This window comes from Candidatus Roseilinea sp. NK_OTU-006, from assembly GCF_012931985.1.
GTDB lineage: Bacteria > Chloroflexota > Anaerolineae > J036 > Brachytrichaceae > JAAFGM01.
Map to the genome: position 1 here is coordinate 153,574 of NZ_JAAFGM010000002.1, position 19,492 is coordinate 173,065.

Here is a 19,492-nt window from a genome sequence, read left to right on the forward strand (position 1 = left end):
GGCCTAGGGCAACGGCGCGCCCACCAGCTTGTACACCGCGCCGTTGTGATCCAGCACGTAGAGTTCGCCGGCCTCGTCCTCTCCGAACGAGCTGATGTTGTAAGGCGTGCTGAAGAGCACGTCGTTCTGCCACGCTCCGTTGCCGTTCGGCCGCAGCGTCCAGATCCGGCCGGAGCAGAAGTCGCCGTAGATGTAGGCGCCGACCAGCGACGGCAAGGCGGAGCCGCGATAGACGTATCCGCCGGTCACCGAGCAGCCGCCTTCACGATGCGCGTATTGATGGATCGGATCGGTGAGCGCCAGCGTTCCCGGGTCGCCGGCATAGAGCGCCAAGCCCTCGCGAAACTTCCAACCGTAATTCTGGCCGCCCTGGCCGGCGGGCTGGAAGTTGATTTCCTCGAAGGCGTTCTGGCCGACGTCGGCGATGAATAAGTCGCCCGTGGCGCGGTCGAAGCTGAATCGCCAGGGGTTGCGCAGTCCGAATGCCCAGATTTCTGGGCGTGCGCCATCGCCAACACTCGGATTATCGGCGGGCACACGATACGGCTGCGCCGGCGAGGATCGTGACACGTCAATCCGCAGCATTTTGCCAAGCAACGAGCGCATGTTCTGCGCGAAGTTCTGCGGGTCGCCGGCGGCGCCGCCGTCGCCCATGCCGATATACAGCATGCCATCTGGGCCGAATTGAATCTGGCCGCCGTTGTGGTTCGCGTAGGGCTGCTCGATGCGCATCACCACCCACTCGCTGGACGGATCTGCGGTGAGGCCATCGGCGTTCGCGATGAAGCCGGAGATCACCGTATCGCCGCCGTTGTCGGTGTAATTGACGAAGAAGCGGCGCGACTGCTCAAAGTCCGGGCTGAAGGCGATGCTGAGCAACCCTTGTTCGCTCCCGCGGTTGCCGACGCGATCGGTCAGGTCGAGGAAGGGCGTGGGGAGCAATTGCCCATCGCGCCAAACGCGCACGCGACCGGGCTGCTCGGTAATGTAGAGCGCTCCACTGCCATCGCCAGCGTGCGTCAGATAGGTTGGCTTGTCCAGACCCTCGGCGATCATCTGCAGCGCCGGTTGCACATTCTGGCGAACCTCGACACCGGCCGATGGTTCGACGGTTGCCGGCTTCGATGATGATGAGGCGGGCGGCGCTTCTGTTGAAGCCGGCGTCGGCATCGCGGCCGGCGCAGTCACGACGACTGCCGTTGGCGCCGGCGCCGCAGCCGGAGCGTTCGCGCCCCCGCACGCCTGAAGCAGCAATGCGATGCCGATCCCCATGCCGGCCCCAGCCAACGTCCCAATCCGTCGTTTGTTCAACTCGTTTTTTTCCATTGAATCCCTTCCTGGCCGGCGCGCCCTGAAAGCTCGTCTCGAGCATGGCGCGCGTCTTGTTTGGACGGCTGACCGACGAGATGATAGCGGGAGCAAATGAGAAGCGGACGAGAAGCCGATGTGAGGTGCCGTGATATAAACGCGCGCATGACAACGGAGACCCGCGTCGCATATCAGGGCGAGCCGGGTGCCTATAGCGAGCAAGCGATCTTCGATTTCTTCGGCGCATCCGCGCAGCCGGTGCCCTGCCCATCCTTCGATGATGTCTTCGAGCAGGTGGCGCAGACGTCATGCGACTACGGCGTGGTGCCGGTGGAGAACTCGCTGGGCGGCAGCGTGCACCGCAACTACGACCTGTTTATCCGCCACGCGCTACATCTGGTGGGCGAGGTGGTGGTGCGCATCCGATGGTATCTCTATGCGTTACCCGGCCAGCAGCTCAGCGATATCAAGCGCGTCATCTCACACTGGCAAGCGTTGGCGCAATGCGAACGCACGTTATCGGCGTTGCTCCCCGGCGCTGAGCGTGAGCCGGTATATGACACCGCCGGAAGCGTGAAGATGCTGGCCGAATCGCAGCGTCGCGATACGGCCGCCATCGCCGGCCGACGCGCGCAGGCGCTCTACGGCCTGCCGATCTTGCGCGAAGGCGTGGAGGATGATCCAACCAATTACACGCGGTTCGTGGTGATTTCGCGCAGCCCCGACCTGCCGCTCGCTGCGCAGGTCGAAGCTGCCGACGAACGCAAGTTCAAGACTTCCATCGTCTTTGCCATGCGCAATCAGCCAGGCGCGCTCTTCCGCGCGCTGGCTGCCTTTGCGCTGCGCGATATTGACCTGACCAAGATCGAGTCGCGCCCGCTGCAAGGGTCGCCCTGGGAGTATCTTTTCTATCTCGACTTTGCCGGCCATGCCGAAGAGGCGCATTGCCGGCGCGCGCTCGATCATCTGCGCGAACTCACCACCATGCTGCGCGTGTTGGGTAGCTACCCACGGGCTAGAATGCCCGAATGAACAAACGGAGACGGAGAAGCCGGCTTTCTCGCACGGATTTTTATCAGGGAGGTGACCAAGATGAAGATGATTCTTGCGGTGGTGCAGGCCGACGACGCGTCCAAAGTCACTCAGGCGTTGATCGAGGCCGGCCATCGCGTGACGCGCATCGCCACCCAGGGGGCATGGCTGCGCCGCGAGAACGCCACCTTGCTGCTCGGCGTGAACGACGAACAGGTGGACGATGTGCTGCGCATCCTGAAACAGACGGCCCGGCGTCGCACGTCCTACATCAGCTTGCCGCGCGAGGTGCCCGGCGCGTTGAACGCCCAGGTCATTGACGTGGAGGTCGGCGGCGCGACGGTCTTTGTGCTCAATGTCGAGCGGTTCGAGCAGATTTGACGGCGTTGAAGCACGATGGGCGGCGCTAGGCCAACGTCAATCGTTCGCCGCCCGTTCCAGCCGGTCGTACTCTTCCCGCAGGCGCAGCGGCAAGCGGTGCACGGCCGATGATGGCGCACGCAGGTTGAAGTGAAAGATGTCGCGATTGATCTCTTCGACTTCGCGTTCAAACTTTGCGCGCGCGCGTTCCCATTCGCGCTCGATGCGGCTGCGCTCGCTTGCCTGTGTGGCCTGCGCCAGCCGAAGGCGCCGCCAAGCATAGGCCCGGTGGAGCGCGCCGCGCGCTGCATCGAGCTTCTCGCGCAACGCTTTGTCCTCCTCGATCCACGCCGGCAGGACGTCATTCGACTTGAGCAGATGCATCGCCAGCCGCTCGTCTTCTTGCACGCCATCGTCTTCGCTCAGATCGAGTCGTCCCTTTTGCGGCAGGTTGTCGAACTGGCCCGCCTCGCGCGCCTCCTTTAACTTCTGCTCGATCAATCGGCTGAAGTTCATGCTCGCATTGTAAAGCCTTGTATCACGCAAATCTGGCCGCGGTGTTAAACTGTTTAACGCTCAGCGCTATCACCGTGCGAGTCCAGCATACGGTTTCGAATGTGAGGGTTGAATGACAGAACGAAATCCAGCCGCCGAAGCGCTGCCCGATCGCGCTTATGGGTCGGGCTCTCGCGCGCGCCGGCGGTCTGTCCACAGCCACAAAGTCACGATTGGCGACATCGCCCGACACGCCGGCGTATCGAAGACGGCCGTTTCATTCGCCTTCAACAAGCCCGGTCGGTTGTCGGCCGAGACCACGCGCCATATCCTCGACGTGGCCCGCGAGCTGGGCTATACGCCCAATCCGGTCGCCCGCAGCCTAAACACGCGCCGCACCCACGCGCTGGGCGTGATCGTGCCGCAGGATATCCCCACGGTGCTGAGCAACCCCTTCTTCGCCGAGCTGATGAGCGGGATCGGTGAGGTGTGCAAAGTCGAAGGGATGTCGCTGGTGATCGTACCACCCATGCGTGGATCGTTGGTGGAGGCGACCTATGCGGCTTTGGTGGACGGCTGCATCGTCACCGGCCTGAGCGCTGAGGATAAGGTCGTTCGTGCATTGCGCATGCGCCGCATCCCATTCGTCATGCTCGACGCGGATGCGCCGGATGACATCGCGTCGGTTCAGGTGGATGATTCTCGCGGCGCTTATCTGGCCATGAAGCATGTGCTCGACCTGGGACACCGGCGCATCGCCATAGCCACGTTCGAGCCGTTCACCGGCCGCGTCGAGGACTACACCGGCACGCTGCGGCATCGCTTCTCGGGCTATCAGGCGGCGCTGACCGAAGTCGGCATGTTGCTGTGCTCCCCTGGCATCCACGTCATCGAGTGCTCCTGTGACGTGGCAGGCGGCCAACGCGCCTTTCAGCTTCTGACGAAGCTGCGACCGCAGCCCACGGCTGTCATCGCGTTGAGCGACGTGATCGCATTCGGCGTGATCGCAGCGGCGCACTGCGCAGGCGTGCGCGTGCCGGAAGATCTGTCGGTTGTGGGTTTCGACGACATCGAGGCCAGTCATCTGCTGCGGCCGGCGCTCACCACGGTGCGTCAGCCGACGCGCGAAAAGGGCCGCCAGGCTGCCGAGATGTTCATCCAGATGCTGCACGCCGAGGGGGCGGCCAAGCCACGCCACGTCATGCTGCCGGTGGAGCTGGTCGTGCGCGAGAGCAGCGCCCGCGCCACCAGGTGAGAGCCGGATGCACTATCGCGTCGTCGCCGATCACGTTCGCTCGCACGACAATACGATTTGTTTTGAGCGGGGCGAGTCCATCCGGGTTGAGCAGCCGGACGCGCGCTATCCGGGCTGGTGGTGGTGCACCGACCGGCGCGGTCGCAGCGGCCGGGTGCACGAGAGTTACTTCGAGGAAGAGGACTACCGCTTTGTGGCGCGCGAAGACTATGATGCGCGTGAGCTAACCGTATGCGCCGGCGAAGTGGTGGAAGCGCTCGACGTGCGGGGCGATTGGGCGCTTTGCCGCAATAGCGCGCGCGAAACGGGCTGGGTGCCGCTGGCCAAGCTGGCGCCGGTCGCCAGTTGTTAGCCGCCGGCTGCCGGTCATCAATCCCCCCTATGTGCACAGCGCTGCCACGAGCATATCGAGCGCAGTCACATCGTCCATGCGCCCGGTCTTGATGGCGAAGTCAGCTTCTAATAGCGCGGCGTGCGCTTGCTCCAGTTCGCTCAGCGAAAAGCGGCCGGCCTGTTGAGATGCCTTCTTCGCCACGAACGGATGCACGCCGACCACGCGCGCCAGTTGCTCTGGGCTGAGATCGGCGTTCTCCTTCGCCTGGATGAGCAAGCGCGTTTGCCGGGCAATGTGGGCAAGCACAACCAACGGCGATTCGCCGCGCGCCAGCAAGCCCCGCATGGCGCGATAGGCGGCCTCGGCATCACGCGCGCCCATTGCATCAACGAACTTGAAAATATCGGCCACGTCCTCGTCCTGCACTAACAACTCGACATCTCGGCTTTCGATGCGCCGGCCCAAGGCGTAGCTCACCAGCTTGTTCAGCTCGTTGTCCAGCTTGAGCAAATAGGCCCGGCTGTCGGATTCAAAATGATCGCGGTCGTTGGCGTTGCCGCGATTGATCTTGAGCGAGAGCAACTGCGCCGCCTGAGTGGAAATGTCCCCACCTTTCGCCCTCGCCCGCTCGATGATCCACCGCACAGGGTCAGCGGGCAGCTCATACCGTTTGACGACGCCGCCGGTTTTGTCCGCAGCCAGTTTGACGAGCGGATGCGCGTCATCCAGCGTGACGTCCTCGGCAAACACCAGGCGCGTGGTTTCCGGCATGGTCGGCAAATAGCCGAGCAGCGCCTGGAGCGGGCCGACGCTTTCCCCCGGCTTCGCCTTGGCTTTCGACGCGCCGGGGCCGGTCAGCCAGCCGTATGCGATGACCAGGCGCTTGTCGGTGAGGAAGGGCAGCGCGTCGCAAGCTGCGATCAGGTCGCGCAACAGCGCGCTGCGCTCGATCACCGTCGTGTTGAGCGACGCCATCTCCGGCTCGCCCAACTTCGCCTTCATGCGGGCGATTTCCTCATCCCGCGCCAAGGTGTTGGGGCCATGGAAGAGATACCACATGGTGCAATGAGTCGGCGCGTGAGTTAGCCTAGCGTGTTGCGGCGTTGCCAGCCAGGTAGCCGTGCGCAACGTACCACCGATGCGTGCGGGCGACCGTCTCGGCAACGGGGCGCATCGTGAGTCCTAGTTCGCGCCGCGCTTTGCTAGAGTCGAACCAGAATGTCTCGACGGCGAAGCGCACCTGCTCGCTGCTGACCGGCAGCTTCCGGCCCAGTCGGCGATGCAAGAGATCAACCAGCCAGGCGGCGGCTCTGAGAGCGCAGGGCGGCAAGACCAGGCGGGGCCGCGGCCGACCCACGACATCGGCCACGATGTCGAACAGTTGTCGGTAAGTGAGATTCTCGCCGGTCAGGATGTAGCGTTCGCCCGTGGCTCCGCGCTCGGCGGCGGCGATGTGCCCGGCGCACACGTCGGCGACGTCCACAACGCTCACACCGCCGGGCGGGACGAACGGAATCGTGCGCCGCGCCGCTTCGACGATCAGGCTGCTGCTGATCACGTTCACATCGCGCGGGCCGAACACCACCGCCGGATTGACGATGACCACGTCCAACCCGCGCCCGACGAATTCGCGACACACCTGCTCGGCCAGATGCTTGCTGTAGCCATAGGGGAACTCGTGCGGCTGCAGGTTGAACTGCGCGCGTTCATCGAGCATTTGGCCGAACGGCGGCCGGCCGAGCGCGGCGCAACTGCTGGTGAACACGACGCGTCGTGCGCCGGCGTCCAGCGCCGCCTGGAGCACATTGCGCGTGCCGTCCACGTTCACCCGCATCATGCTGCCGACGTCGCTGCGCCAGTAGTCGGCGACAGCCGCGACGTGGAAGACGACATCCACGCCGGCCATCGCCGCGCCAAGCGACGACGGCTCGGTCACATCGCCGATGGCCGATTCGTAGCGCAAGCCGGCCAACGCTTTGAGTGAAGAGGCCGGGCGGCGCAACGCGCGCACCGTCCAGCCGCGCTCAGTCAACATTTCGACGAGATTGGCGCCGATGAAGCCGGTGGCACCGGTGACGAGTGCAAGCATAGCGCTGCAAAAGTCTACAAGACCGGCGCCGTGCGCACCTGTTACGATTCGTCCCCATGGATTTATCCCTGCTGTTCAAAGCGCTCGTCATGGGCATCGTCGAGGGCCTCACCGAATTCCTCCCCATCTCTTCCACGGGCCACCTCATCGTCGCAGGCGCGTTGATCGGGTTCCCTGAAGCGATCGCTGCGACGTTCGAGATCTTCATCCAGCTCGGCGCCATCCTGGCCGTCGTCGTTTACTTCGTGCGCGACCTGCTCGATCTGTTGCGGCGGGCGACGCGCGACCCGCGCGCGCGGCGCGCGCTGGTCAACGTGGCGATCGCGTTCATTCCGGCGGCGGTCGTCGGCGCGCTGTTTCACCGCTCCATCAAAGACTACTTGTTCAATCCGCTCACGGTCGCGTCAGCGCTGATGGTCGGGGGCGTCATCATGTTGATCGTGGAGTGGCGACCGCGTCGGGCGACGACGCACGAGATAGAGGACGCGCACTGGCGACAAGCGCTGGCCGTCGGCCTCGCGCAGGTCGCCTCGCTTTGGCCGGGCTTCTCGCGGTCGGCGTCTACCCTCATCGGCGGCTTGCTGGCCGGCATGGATCGGCCCACGGCCCTGCGCTTTTCGTTCTATCTTTCTATTCCCACGATGCTGGCGGCCACCGTGTTCGACTTCGCGCGCAACCTGGACGCCATTCAACCGACCGAGCTGCCGGCCTTCGCCGTCGGACTGGTCACCGCTTTCCTCGTCGCGCTTGTCGTCATCCGGTTCCTTCTCAGCTACGTCGCCCGGCACGACCTGAAACCCTTCGCCGGGTATCGTATCGCTGTTGGCGTGATGTTGCTCGCACTGGCCGCTGCTGGCTTCTTTGAGTGACGTTGTGTTGGACGAATGTCATACCCACCTATGACAAAACGTCACTGACGGGACAAACGTCTCGTGATATATTGCGCATCGGTCCGAGAGCGCCCTGGCGCATGCGGGCGCAGTCTGGCGAGGGATCTGCGCGAAGTGAGGCGATAGCGCCCGAGCATAGCGCTTGGCGAGTCGCTAGGTCACACAGCGCAAACGACGACTTTGAAGGAGTGTCCATGACAGAGACAACGGAACCTAAGGGAGTAACGGCTTCTCAACCCACTGGCGGCGCTCAGCCCGCAGCCGAACAGGCGACCGGTAAGGTTGCGGACAAAGCGCCCCCTGCCGTTGAGAGCACGGCGAAAGCAGCGGCTCCCAATCCTGCGCAGCCGGCTGCAGGCGCCGCAAAGTCGGCAACGGCATCAGCGGGTGCAAAGCCGGCGGCGGCGGCCAAGCCCGCAGCGGCAAGCGCAGCGCCAAAACCGGCCGCCGCTCCGAAGGAGAAAGAAGCGGAAGCGCCGGCGGCTGCGCCGAAAGGCGTGACGCGGCGGGAGTTCCTCAACTACGTGTGGGGCGCGTCCATGGCGCTCTTCTTGGCGCAATTCGGCGGCATCACATTCTTCTTTGCCATGCCGCGCTTTCGCGCCGGCGAATTCGGCGGCAAGATCACCGTGCGCGCCGATGAATTCCCGCAGCCCAACCAAGCGCCGGTCTCGAACAACGCCGGCAAGTTCTGGTTGGTGCACACCGACGCCGGCATTAACGCGCTGTATAAAATCTGCACCCATCTCGGCTGCATCTTCCCATGGAGCGACGCGGCGAAAATTTTCGCTTGCCCGTGTCACGGTTCGCAGTTCAAGCTTGACGGCACTTACATCGCCGGGCCTGCGCCGCGCGATCTGGATCGTTTCACCTTCGAGGTGCTCGACGCCAACGGCAATGTCATCGCCGCATCTACGGATGGTCAACCCATCCCGATGCCGCCGGGCGCCGACACCGTGGTCGTCAACACCGGACAGAAAATCCTGGGCAAATCGCATTTTTAATAATGCAGGGACTGAGATCGTATCGTGTTGTGTTCATGAGAGTAACGAGGAGGTAAAACCGATATGGCCATTGTTGGACAGAAACTGGTCAAGCAGATTCAGGCCACCGGCCTGAAGGCGACGATGGCGCAGCGCCTGGATGACGCGTTCACCCGTTTCACGGCAGGTTTGTCATGGAACGACGTGCGCGGCGTTTTGCGCGGCGATCCTCCGGCCAAACCGAACCCGCGTGTGAAGCCGCACACCGAGGGGTTCTGGTTCCACATCCGCCCGACGTTCTATCACGAAGCCGTCACTACACTGTATCCCACCTTCCGCCTAGGCCTGCTCTCGGCGCTGTTCTTCACCTTCGAGATCATCACCGGCATCTTCCTGATGATCTTCTACACGCCATCGCCCACCTATGCCTACGGCAACATGCTTGACATCCTCACTAACGTGCCGTTCGGCAAGTTCGTGCGCGATCTTCACCGCCTGGGCGCGGAGGCCATGGTGATCATCGTCACGCTCCACATGGTGCGCACCTTCGTCACCGGTTCATACAAGAAGCCGCGCCAGTTCACCTGGTTCACCGGCGTGGTGCTGCTCGTCGTCACGCTGTTCTTGTCGTTCAGCGGCTACCTGCTGCCGTGGGATCAGCTTGCGTTCTGGGCCGTGACGATCGGCACCTCCATGGCGGATGCTGTGCCCGGCATTGGCCCACAGCTCAACCTGCTACTTCGCGGCGCGCCTGACATCGGCGCTGGCGGCTTGCTGCGCTTCTACCTCTTCCACGTCGTGCTGTTCCCGCTGATCGGCGTGATCTTCGTCGCAGTGCACTACTACAAGGTCGTGCGCTTCGGCATCAGCCTGCCGCCGGAGATGGAAGCCATCGGTGAAGACACTGCCCGCAAAGTGCCTCCGGAGAAGCGTGTGAACTTCTTGCCGGACATCCTCACCAACGAACTGATGTACGCCGGCGTGGCGTTTGCCATTCTGGCCATCTCCTGCGCGACGTGGTACTCCGCCCCGCTGGAGCATCACGCCGACCCGCTGGTGACGCCCAATCACACCGTGGCGCCGTGGTATTTCTACTGGTTGCAGGGTCTGCTCAAGATCCCGCACATGATTCCGCTCCTGCCCAGCGGCATTGCCGGCGAGGTGGATCGCTTCTTCGCCAACGTCTTCGGCCTGACGCCGAAGGTGTTCTGGGGCGTGATCGTCGGCCCGTTGATGTTTGCCCTGCTGTTCGTCCTGCCCTACATTGATCCAAACCCGAGCCGCCGCTACGGCGATCGGAAGGTGATGCTCACCTTCGGCGCGCTCTTCGCCGCTGCGATCATCTACCTATCGCTGGCCGGCATTCCCACCGGTGTGCCGATCACCGGCTTCGGCTACGTGGGCGGCGACCCTGCCTCAGAGGTCGGACAGGCCTTCATCCCTGATGAGGGCGTTGGCCCCGTGCGCCGGTTGCCCTATGAGGCGTATGTGGTCGGTAAGTTCGACATCAACGCCCAACCCAACACCGGCTCGGCAGGTCTGGATCGGCTCATCCGCGACATCCACAACGACATGGAGGCGCGCAAAGCCCGGCCTGATCCGTTGGGCAAGATGCTCTCTGCCGACGCCAGCGGGTCACTGGAGGTGAAGCAGATCCAATCCAACCTTCGACAGATCATCATTACCATTGACTACACCGACGTGAACGGCGCACCGGCGCAATTCAAGAAGTACACCTTCCTGCATGCCGGCTCAGGGTATGCAGATTGAGGATGGCGTTTGATGAGCATCGTTAAGAAGATCATTACCTTTCGTCCCAGCTTTACCGTACGCATCCTGACCGGCCTGATCAGCATGCTCATCCTGCTGAGCGTGTGCACGTTCATCGGCCTGGCCGACCAGACGCGCCTGAACGTGCGAGCAGCGCAGTTTGATAGCCGCGCGGTCGAGGCCGGCGCGAAGGTGTACTTCGATCAATGCGCGCGCTGTCACGGGGTCAACGGCGAAGGTGTGGAGGGTTTGGGTCCAGCCTTGGCCAGCGAGCACTTCGTCGGGCGCATCGAACTCGTGACCGACGCCATGCAGCAGCAATCCATCCGGGTGATTAAGCCCAGTGAGCGCCTCAAGCAGATCGAATGGTCGGGCACGCTGGAGAGCTACATCGAGAGCGTCACCGCCGCCGGCCTGCCGGTCAAGACCAGCAACTTGTGGGACGTCACGCATCCGACGTTCAGCGAGCGCTTCGGCGGGCCGCTGCGCGAAGACCAGATCCGTGACGTGACGCGCTTCATCATCAACTACGGCCTCGACCCACTGCCCAACGACCAGGCCCTCCTGCCACCCGCACCCGGCGAAGGCATGGCGCCGCGCCCCACCCCTGTGCCGCTCACCCCTGCACAGGAGGCCGGCAAGCAGGTCTATGTGGCCAAAGGTTGCACTGCCTGCCACGCCATTCGCGGCGTAGGTGCGCAAGGCGCCATCGGCCCCAACCTGAACAAGATAGGGGCAGTGGCGGAGGAACGCATCGCCAGCGAGAGCTACAAGACCAACCTGAAGGATCAACCCCCTGCCACCACCGGCGCGGAGTACATCCGCCAATCCATCCTGTACCCGAATGCCTACGTTGTGGCGCAATGTCCGCAGGGCCCTTGCCCGGCCGGCGTGATGCCGCAGAACTATGCGCAACAGTTGACGCCGGAAGAGCTGGACAACCTGGTGGACTATCTGAACTCGCTCAGATAAGCATTGTCCTCAAGCGTGAGCGAAAGGGCGGGCCTTCAACCCGCCCTTTCTGTTTTCGCCGGATAATGCGCGATCATGTCCTCCTCCCATCCGGCTTCCTTGCTGCGCGTCACGATCGGGCTAATGCTGGCGCAGAGCTTGGCGCAGGCCGCTTACTCCGCCGCCGTCACGGTGAATACGCTCGCCGCCGTGCAGTTGAGCGGCCAGAAAGCGCTGGCCGGCCTGGCCGGCATGGCGGTTCTGGGCGGCTCGGCCTTAGCCGCCTATCCGGCCGGCCGCCTGATGGCGCGCTTGGGGCGTCGCTATGGTTTGGTGTTTGGTGCAGCCACAGCATCGCTGGGCGCGGGCCTGGCCGGCTTCGGCATCGTGCGCGCCAGCTTCTTCGCCTTCCTGTGGGGGCTGTTCGTCATCGGCATGGGGCGCGCTGCGCTCGACCAGAGCCGCTTCGCCGCAGCCGAGGTTACGCCGCAGGAACGTCGCGCACGCGCGATGAGCTTGGTGATTTGGGGGGCGACCACCGGCGCCGTATCGGGGCCGCTCTTGGCGGCGCCGGCGGGCAACTGGGCGCTAGCACTGGGCATGAACACCTACGCCGGCCCGCTGCTGCTCACCGCTGCCGGCTATGCGGTGGTTGCCGTGGTGCTGTGCGTGGCGCTCGCCGTGGACTGGCAGGCGTTGGTGAACCGTGCCGCCGAGCCGGCGACGCGCGCGACACCGACGCCGCCGGGCATCTCCCGCTCCCAGCAGCGCTCTTTCCGCGAGGCCCTGCGTCAGCCGGCGATGCTCGCTGCGATGGTCGCCATGGCCTGCGGTCAGGCGGCGATGGTGCTCCTGATGGCTAGCGTGAGCGTGCACATGAGCGATCACGGCCACGACCTGGGTGACATCTCGGCGGTCATCAGCATCCATGTGTTGGGCATGTTCGCCCTCTCGCCGCTGGTGGGCCAGTTGACCGACCGGTTGGGCCGGCGCGCGGTGATTGTCGCCGGCGCCGTGGTGCTGATGGCCGGCTGCGTCATTGCGCCGTTATCGCTGGATACGCCGTGGATCGCGCTGGGGCAGTTCTTCGTTGGCCTGGGATGGAGCGGGTGTTACGTGGCCGGCTCGGCGCTGCTGGCCGATACGCTGGGCGCTGCTGAGCGCGCCCGGCTGCAGGGCGCCAACGACGCCATCGTCAACGTCGCCTCGGCGGCCGGCAGCCTGGGCAGCGGTCTCTTGCTGGCGGGAGCGGGGTTCACTGTGCTGGCGGCCGTCGGCTTTGCCGTGGCGCTGCTGCCGTTGTTAGGAGTAAGCTTCACATCGTCAAGGCGAGCCCCTAATGCGCTCCGCACGCATTAGGCGCCGCCATCCGCCATCTCATACAATCATGCACCATGCACGACATCTGCGACCTGCGTTCCTATATCGCCCTGCTTGACCGGTGCGGCCAACTGATGCGCATCATCAAGCCGGTGAACATCATCCACGAAGCCGCCGACATCGGCGCCACCTGCGAGCGGTTGGGTGGGCCGGCGCCTTTGTTCGAGGCGATCTACGAAAACGGCGCCGCAACAGGCGCAGATCAGCCTGCTGCAGCTCCGGTGCAAGTGTTCAAAGGCTGGCGGCTGTTCAGCAGCGCCGTGGCCAATCAAACGCGTGTGGCGTTGGCGCTGGGCTGCGAGCAGAGCGAGGTGACGGCGACCATGGCGCGCGCGCTTGAGCCGGCCAACGCCATCCCGCCGGTTCGCGTGGCCGACGCGCCGTGGAAGAAGAACCTCATCACCGACCCGGATGCGATTGACGTTCGCCGCTTGCCCATCCCTAAACATGCGGTCGGCGACGGCGGGCGCTTCATCACCGGCGGCGTCGTCGTCAGCAAACACCCCGAGACCGGCGTGGGCAACCTGGGCTATAACCGCATGGAGATCCTCGGCCCGCGCACCTTCGGCATGAACATCAACCAGTGGCGTGATGTGCAACGCGCGCATGCCGCTGCCGAGGCGCAGGGCAAACCGCTCGGCATCGCCGTCGCCATCGGTCTAGACCCAGCGCTGATGATTGCCGCCGGCTGCAAATATGAAGGCGACGAGAACAACATCGCCGGCGCGATCCGCGGTCGGCCGGTTGAGGTGACGCGCGGCGTCACGGTGGACGTGGATACGATCCCCGCACACGCCGAGCTGGTGCTGGAAGGGCACGTGCTGCCCGGCGTGCGCCGCAGCGAAGGCCCGCTGGCCGAGTTCCACGGCTACTACGGCGAGCCGTGGGAATCGCCGGTGTTTGAGGTGACGGCGATCGGCTATCGCGACGATCCCATCTTCCAGACCATCGTGCCCGGCTGGAACGAGCATATCTACATCGGCAATGTGCTGCCGCGCGAGCCGTTGCTCATGCGCTTCGTCCGCCATGCCAGCAAGAATGTGCGCGCGGTGCACATCCCGCCCTATACCAACGGCTTCCTGGTGGTGGTGCAGCTCGACAAAAAGACGAACATGGGCGAGCCGCGCAACGTGGCGCTGGCCGCCTTCGCCGCACACCCCAACTTCCGCGTGTGCGTGGTGGTCGAGGGCGATGTGAACATCTATGACCCGAGCGATCTGCTCTGGGCGTTGACCACGCGAGTGGACTGGGGACAGGACGTGTTCACCGTGCCGCGCGCGCAAGGTCACGAGATGGATCCGGCCAACGACAGCAAAGGCATTGGCACGAAGATCGGCATTGATGCAACCTTCGACAAAGGCCGCCGACCCTATGGCCAGCGCGTGAGTTATCCGATGGTGGAACTGGCGAAGTATCTGGCGGCGTAGCCCCGGCGCTGCTGGCTTAGCGCGCAAATCGAATCTGGGGGCGTCAACTGCGCCATCGCCCGCTTTTTAACAAGCGATACACCTGCGCGCCGCCGCAGCGGGGCTCGGCATGGTAGAATCGCCCCCGGCGCAAAGCCGGAAATATCACATCATGCGCTTCGATGGTTGAGGCCTGTTCCACTTGCGGAATCCGAAAACCACGTGAGAGGCGCAGAGGAATCCAAGGAGAAAACCGCCTATGCCCGTTGTCCCCATGAAGGCGCTCCTCGAAACGGGAGTGCACTTCGGCCATCGCACCAAGCGATGGCATCCCAAGATGAAGCCGTATATCTTCACCGAGAGAAACGGCGTGCATATCATTGATCTACAACAAACCATTGTCGCCATTGACGAAGCCGCGGCGCTGATTCGCGACATTGTCGCACGCGGCGGCACAGTCCTTTTCATCGGCACCAAGCGCCAGGCGCAAGAGCCGATCATGACTCAAGCGCAACGCGCCGGCCAGCCTTACATTACCGAACGCTTCCTCGGCGGCACGCTGACCAACTGGCGCACCATCAAATCCCGCCTGGATCGCCTGGCCGAGCTGGAAGCGATGCGAGAGCGCGGCGAGTTGGAACGCTTCACCAAGAAGGAAGCGTTGTTGATCACGCGCGAGATCGAACGGCTGAACCGGCGCATGGGCGGCATCAAAACTATGCGCCGCTTGCCGGATGCGCTGTTCGTTGTGGATGTTGGCCGCGAAGCGAACGCAGTCAAAGAGGCCAACCGGCTGGGCATCCCCGTCATCGCTATGGTAGACACCAATTGCGACCCCGAGGGCGTGGACTACGTGATCCCCGCGAACGATGACGCCATCCGCGCCATCAAGTTGATCGTCGAGGCGATGGCCAATGCGGCGCTGGAAGGCCTGGCCCTGCGCAAGAATGCGGATGAGGTTGCGGCCGTTGCCAGCGTCGAGGAGAAGGCCGCCGCCGGAGAAGGCGCCCACACCGGTGAATTGGCGCTGGACGACGAAATGCTGTTGCGCTCGTTCGCCCCCGACCTGGAAGAGGATGAAGAATAAAGACCGGAGTGAACGAAGATGGCAATCACAGCAGAGATGGTGAAACAACTGCGCGAACAGACCGGCGCAGGCATGATGGACAGCAAAAAAGCCCTGGAGCAATTCGGCGGCGACATGGCGAAGGCGGCTGCCTGGTTGAAGGAGAAGGGTTTAGCCGCTGCGGAGAAGAAAGCGTCGCGCGAAGCCAAAGAGGGGATGATCGAGGTGTACTCGCACATGGGCGGCCGGCTGGCCGTGATGGTCGAGGTCAACTGCGAGACCGACTTTGTGGCGCGCATGTCCGAGTTCCGCGAATTAGCGCACAACCTGGCGCTGCAAATCGCGTCAGCCGCGCCAACCTATGTGAAGAAGGAAGACGTGCCCGCCGAGGTCATCGCGGCGCAGACGGCCAAATTTAAGGAGGACGCCATCGCCGAGGGCAAAAAGCCCGAGATCGCTGAGCGCATTGCCGCCGGGCGCATGGAGAAGTTCTATCAAGACCACGTGCTCATGGAACAGGTCTTCGTCAAAGACGACAAGGTCAAAGTGAAAGACCTGATCGCCGCCGCCATCGCAAAATGTGGCGAAAACATCCAAGTGCGAAGGTTCGTCCGGTATCAGCTCGGCGAAGAGAGCTAAACGATTAAAAAGGGCATTTGAAATGCCCTTTTTATTTGCAACGCGGCCGGCGCATGCGATGCGCAGCGGCTCATGTGAAAGGAAGTAAGCGCTGTGAACGTCCCCAAATACAAACGCGTATTGTTAAAGATCGGTGGTGAAGCCTTCGCCGGGCCAGGCGGCATGGGCATCGTGCCGCAATTGGCCGAGCAGGTAGCCGCGAAAGTCCGCGCCGTGCGACAACTCGGTGTGCAAGTGGTGATCGTGCTCGGGGCAGGCAATTTCTGGCGCGGCAAGGATGGCATCGCACACGGCATGGACCGTACTACAGCCGATCATATCGGCATGCTCGCCACGGTCATGAACGCGCTGGCCCTACGCGATGCATTTGAACGGCTGGGCACAGAAGCGCGCGTGCAGACAGCGATCGAGATACGCTCTGTAGCCGAGCCTTACATCCGCCTGCGCGCCATCCGGCACCTGGAGAAGGGGCGCGTCGTGATTATCGGTGCCGGCACCGGCAACCCCTACTTCACAACCGACACCGCCGGCGCACTGCGCGCCGCCGAGACCAACTGCGACATCCTGATCAAGGCCACGAAGGTGGATGGCGTTTACAGCGCCGACCCCCGCAAGGACGACGCCGCGCAGCGCTATGAATTCATGACCTACCTTGAGGCGCTGAACCAAAAAGTCGGCGTGATGGATAGCACCGCGCTAACTTTATGCATGGAAAACAACTTGCCTATCCTCGTCCTCAATCTCTGGCAGCCAAACAGCCTGGAGCGTGCTGTTCTGGGCGAGAAGATCGGCACACTGATCACTTCAGGAAATGAACCGTGGGGGTCATAACTAGACTACCAAAAGCTACAAATGAATCTGTGATAGCCTTTTGTAGCGCTTCTGCGGATGTGTGCAGGGGTATTCTACTAGAAAGGATGGGGTAATCTGAAATGGCCGACGAAATAAAAAGCGTCATCAAAGAGATCGAGAAGGAAATGGAACGCGCGATCCAGGCAATGGAAGTTGACTTTCAAGCGATTCGCACGGGTCGAGCCTCGCCGGCCCTGGTCGAGCGGATCCCTGTCGAGTACTACGGCGCCCAAGTGCCGCTCCAGCAACTGGCGACGATCACGGTGCCGGAGGCTCAGGTGATTATGATCAAACCGTTCGATCCAACGACGCTGAAGACGATCGAGAAGGCCATCAGCGCTTCCGATGTCAAGCTCGTGCCCAACAACGATGGCAAAGTAATCCGCTTAAACATCCCGCCGCTGACCGAGGAGCGGCGGCGTGACATCGTCAAGTTGGTGCACAAGCGCTTGGAAGAAGCCAAGGTTGCCATTCGCAACCACCGACGCGAAGGCATGGAGATGCTGAAGGCGCTCGAAGCAGAAGAGCGGATTACCGAAGACGAGCACAAACGTGGCAAACAAGAGTTGGAGAACCTAACCCATCGCTTCACTGCGCGGGCCGATGAACTCGGCGCGCGCAAGGAGCGCGAAATCATGGAGATGTGACTCGCGTCTATGGCCCTATCCGTCGCAACCTTCAAGCGGTCCTTCGCACAGGACACGGCGGATGTCGCTGCGCCCCAGACCAGCGCGCAAACCGCAGCCGCGGCGCACGGCATCAAGCACCTCGCCATCATCATGGACGGCAATGGCCGATGGGCCAAGCGCCGCAACTTGCCACGCCTGGCCGGGCACAAAGCCGGCACAGATAATCTGCATCGCATCCTGCGGGCATGCAAGCATCACGGCATCAAGATCGTGACTCTATATGCCTTCTCCACCGAGAACTGGCGCCGCCCCGAGGAGGAAGTGAACGGGCTGATGAAGCTCCTCGAAGTCTCGATCGAGAAAAAGCTGGACGCGCTGCATCAAGAGGGCGTGCAGATCCGGCACATTGGCCGCACCGACCGCATTCCTCCAGCGTTGTGCGAAAAGATCCGCTACGCCACCGCGTATACGCGCAACAACACAGAGCTGATCCTGAACGTGGCGATGAACTACGGCGGACGGGCTGAGATCGTAGACGCGGTGAAGCACATGCTGGCCGATGGCCTCGATCCTGATTGCGTGGACGAGGCCACGGTCAGCCGCTATCTCTACACCCGCGATCTGCCCGACCCTGATCTGATTATCCGCACCAGCGGTGAGTATCGCGTCAGCAACTTTCTGATCTGGCAGGGCGCGTATTCCGAGTATTACGTGACCGATGTGCTGTGGCCCGACTTCGACGAGAAGGAGCTCCAGAAGGCCATTGAGCACTACCGCAAGCGCGAACGCCGTTTTGGTGGGCTTGCCTGTAAGTAGCACGCGCGCCTGGCGTTTGACGCAGCCGTATAGAATCGCCTCGTTGCAAACATCGTCCAACGATCTCGCCGCGCGCCTGATCGGTGGCGCGGCCACCGTTATCGTCGCCGGCGTCTTCGGCGCGCTGGGAGGATGGTGGTTCACGCTGCTCATCGCGGCTGCCATCGCCCGCGCAACGTTTGAGCTGTGGCGATTGCTCAGGCGCGCCGGTTATCATCCGTCGCTGGCCGTGGCGCTGGGGGCGACCGCGGCAGCCTTTGTCGGCGTGCGTCTGCCCAGTTTATTCGTCCTTATCCCGGCGCTTACGTTGGTGCTGCTCGCATCGCTGGCCTGGCAATTGCAACGCGCCCAAACGCGCAACTTTGGCGATTGGGCGGTGAGCTTCGCTGGCGGGTTCTACCTCGGCTGGACGGGCGGCCACTTGGCCGAACTGATCGTCCTGCCCCCCGATGGACGCTGGTGGTTGGCGCTGACGCTGGCCACCCTGTGGTCGGCCGACAGCATGGCCTACGTGTTTGGGCGCTTGCTCGGCAAGCACAAACTTGCGCCGACCATCAGCCCTAGCAAAACCTGGGAGGGTTATATCGCTGGCGTGATTGCCAGCACGCTCGCCGGCATCATCCTCGGCTTGTTCGCGCCCTTTGGCACGCCCATCGGGGCTGTCGCGGGCATCCTGGTTGGCGCGCTGAGCCCTCTGGGTGACCTAGTCGAGTCCATGATCAAGCGCCAGGCGCACGCGAAGGACTCCGGCAATGTGATACCCGGGCATGGCGGCGTGTTCGACCGGATAGATTCGTTACTCTGGGCCAGCGTCGTGGTAACCTATGTAGCGGTCATGACTTCGGGAACCTTCCAGTTGCCTTGATCGGCATTGCCGGGCGCTACAATCGTGGCATGTGGACGCTGCTGGTGTTGCTGGGCATCTACGCAGGCACCTCGGCTTTGGGTACGAGCATTCGGTTGGGTTGGGTGAGCACGCGCGGCTGGCGATGGGTGCATCATGCGCTCTTTGCCCTGATCTGGCTTGCACTGGGCGGCGCGGCCGCCTGGGGATTTGTGTTCGGCGCCCCCTGGCGATGGTGGCTGTTCATCGTCGCACCGTTCCTGATGCTGTTGCCGCGCTTCCGTCCGGGGTCATCGGCGCACTGCTGGATGGCCACCGGCGGACTGGCTGCGCTGGCCGGCCTGGTCGTTTGGGCGGCTGTCACCTAGAGGCGCATCGCACATCGCGTGACCA

General features: G+C 63.2%; 21 protein-coding genes. 17 read left to right on the plus strand and 4 right to left on the minus strand.

Translation table 11 applies throughout. The features are described from left to right. Nucleotides 1-3 precede the first annotated feature (3 nt). Nucleotides 4-1,326, minus strand: a complete 1,323-nt coding sequence (locus tag GXH28_RS02125; protein WP_240550117.1) for a PQQ-dependent sugar dehydrogenase — start codon at nucleotides 1,324-1,326, stop codon at nucleotides 4-6. Nucleotides 1,327-1,473: 147 nt separating this feature from the next. On the opposite strand from GXH28_RS02125, the gene pheA reads away from it, so the two are divergent. Together pheA and GXH28_RS02135 are read left to right on the plus strand one after the other, a co-directional pair. Next, nucleotides 1,474-2,340 (plus strand): prephenate dehydratase, encoded by an 867-nt coding sequence (gene pheA, locus GXH28_RS02130; RefSeq protein ID WP_169237357.1) that lies wholly within the window; start codon nucleotides 1,474-1,476, stop codon nucleotides 2,338-2,340. Between the two features lie 60 nt (nucleotides 2,341-2,400). Then, entirely contained in the window at nucleotides 2,401-2,721 is a 321-nt protein-coding gene (locus GXH28_RS02135; RefSeq protein ID WP_169237358.1) for a cyclic-di-AMP receptor, read from the plus strand. Nucleotides 2,722-2,757: 36 nt separating this feature from the next. On the opposite strand, the gene GXH28_RS02140 is transcribed toward GXH28_RS02135, so the two are convergent. After that, nucleotides 2,758-3,216 carry a DnaJ family domain-containing protein gene (locus GXH28_RS02140; protein ID WP_169237359.1) on the minus strand — a complete coding sequence of 153 codons (459 nt, stop codon included), beginning with the start codon at nucleotides 3,214-3,216 and terminating at the stop codon, nucleotides 2,758-2,760. Between the two features lie 112 nt (nucleotides 3,217-3,328). On the opposite strand from GXH28_RS02140, the gene GXH28_RS02145 reads away from it, so the two are divergent. Further along, entirely contained in the window at nucleotides 3,329-4,450 is a 1,122-nt protein-coding gene (locus tag GXH28_RS02145; protein ID WP_169237360.1) for a LacI family DNA-binding transcriptional regulator, read from the plus strand. 7 nt (nucleotides 4,451-4,457) lie between these two features. Beyond that, the gene (locus GXH28_RS02150) at nucleotides 4,458-4,802 is read left to right on the plus strand and encodes an SH3 domain-containing protein (RefSeq protein WP_169237361.1); all 345 of its coding nucleotides are present in this window, start codon (nucleotides 4,458-4,460) and stop codon (nucleotides 4,800-4,802) included. Between the two features lie 27 nt (nucleotides 4,803-4,829). Here GXH28_RS02150 and holA read toward each other — a convergent pair whose 3' ends face one another. Both holA and GXH28_RS02160 read right to left on the minus strand, forming a co-directional pair. Beyond that, the gene (gene holA / locus GXH28_RS02155; RefSeq protein WP_169237362.1) at nucleotides 4,830-5,843 is read right to left on the minus strand and encodes a DNA polymerase III subunit delta; all 1,014 of its coding nucleotides are present in this window, start codon (nucleotides 5,841-5,843) and stop codon (nucleotides 4,830-4,832) included. A gap of 28 nt (nucleotides 5,844-5,871) precedes the next feature. Further along, nucleotides 5,872-6,873, minus strand: a complete 1,002-nt coding sequence (locus GXH28_RS02160; RefSeq protein WP_169237363.1) for an SDR family oxidoreductase — start codon at nucleotides 6,871-6,873, stop codon at nucleotides 5,872-5,874. Nucleotides 6,874-6,929: 56 nt separating this feature from the next. Between GXH28_RS02160 and GXH28_RS02165 the strand changes: the two genes are divergently transcribed. The 13 genes from GXH28_RS02165 (at nucleotide 6,930) to GXH28_RS02225 (ending at nucleotide 19,467) form a co-directional block, all read left to right on the plus strand. Beyond that, complete coding sequence (locus tag GXH28_RS02165; RefSeq protein ID WP_169237364.1) at nucleotides 6,930-7,742, plus strand: undecaprenyl-diphosphate phosphatase; 813 nt, start codon at nucleotides 6,930-6,932, stop codon at nucleotides 7,740-7,742. Between the two features lie 215 nt (nucleotides 7,743-7,957). Continuing rightward, on the plus strand, nucleotides 7,958-8,767 hold the full coding sequence (locus GXH28_RS02170) for a QcrA and Rieske domain-containing protein (protein ID WP_169237365.1): 810 nt from the start codon (nucleotides 7,958-7,960) through the stop codon (nucleotides 8,765-8,767). A 63-nt stretch (nucleotides 8,768-8,830) separates the two neighbouring features. Further along, the gene (locus GXH28_RS02175; RefSeq protein ID WP_169237366.1) at nucleotides 8,831-10,516 is read left to right on the plus strand and encodes a cytochrome b; all 1,686 of its coding nucleotides are present in this window, start codon (nucleotides 8,831-8,833) and stop codon (nucleotides 10,514-10,516) included. A 12-nt stretch (nucleotides 10,517-10,528) separates the two neighbouring features. Then, nucleotides 10,529-11,488 carry a cytochrome c gene (locus GXH28_RS02180; RefSeq protein ID WP_169237367.1) on the plus strand — a complete coding sequence of 320 codons (960 nt, stop codon included), beginning with the start codon at nucleotides 10,529-10,531 and terminating at the stop codon, nucleotides 11,486-11,488. Nucleotides 11,489-11,563: 75 nt separating this feature from the next. Beyond that, a complete protein-coding gene (locus GXH28_RS02185; protein WP_169237368.1) occupies nucleotides 11,564-12,826 on the plus strand; it encodes an MFS transporter in 1,263 nt (420 codons plus the stop codon). Nucleotides 12,827-12,861: 35 nt separating this feature from the next. Continuing rightward, nucleotides 12,862-14,274 carry a UbiD family decarboxylase gene (locus GXH28_RS02190; RefSeq protein ID WP_169237369.1) on the plus strand — a complete coding sequence of 471 codons (1,413 nt, stop codon included), beginning with the start codon at nucleotides 12,862-12,864 and terminating at the stop codon, nucleotides 14,272-14,274. A gap of 238 nt (nucleotides 14,275-14,512) precedes the next feature. Further along, a complete protein-coding gene (gene rpsB, locus GXH28_RS02195) occupies nucleotides 14,513-15,340 on the plus strand; it encodes a 30S ribosomal protein S2 (RefSeq protein ID WP_169237370.1) in 828 nt (275 codons plus the stop codon). 18 nt (nucleotides 15,341-15,358) lie between these two features. Continuing rightward, nucleotides 15,359-15,958, plus strand: a complete 600-nt coding sequence (tsf, locus tag GXH28_RS02200) for a translation elongation factor Ts (RefSeq protein WP_169237371.1) — start codon at nucleotides 15,359-15,361, stop codon at nucleotides 15,956-15,958. Between the two features lie 93 nt (nucleotides 15,959-16,051). After that, nucleotides 16,052-16,789, plus strand: coding sequence for a UMP kinase (gene pyrH / locus GXH28_RS02205; protein ID WP_169237372.1), 738 nt, complete (start codon nucleotides 16,052-16,054; stop codon nucleotides 16,787-16,789). A gap of 101 nt (nucleotides 16,790-16,890) precedes the next feature. Beyond that, nucleotides 16,891-17,457: a ribosome recycling factor gene (gene frr, locus GXH28_RS02210; protein WP_169237373.1), complete on the plus strand. Its 567-nt coding sequence runs from the start codon at nucleotides 16,891-16,893 to the stop codon at nucleotides 17,455-17,457. A gap of 9 nt (nucleotides 17,458-17,466) precedes the next feature. Further along, a complete protein-coding gene (locus tag GXH28_RS02215) occupies nucleotides 17,467-18,255 on the plus strand; it encodes an isoprenyl transferase (protein WP_169237374.1) in 789 nt (262 codons plus the stop codon). Between the two features lie 43 nt (nucleotides 18,256-18,298). Further along, nucleotides 18,299-19,120 carry a phosphatidate cytidylyltransferase gene (locus tag GXH28_RS02220; protein WP_169237375.1) on the plus strand — a complete coding sequence of 274 codons (822 nt, stop codon included), beginning with the start codon at nucleotides 18,299-18,301 and terminating at the stop codon, nucleotides 19,118-19,120. Between the two features lie 29 nt (nucleotides 19,121-19,149). Then, the gene (locus GXH28_RS02225; protein WP_169237376.1) at nucleotides 19,150-19,467 is read left to right on the plus strand and encodes a hypothetical protein; all 318 of its coding nucleotides are present in this window, start codon (nucleotides 19,150-19,152) and stop codon (nucleotides 19,465-19,467) included. Nucleotides 19,468-19,492 lie beyond the last annotated feature (25 nt).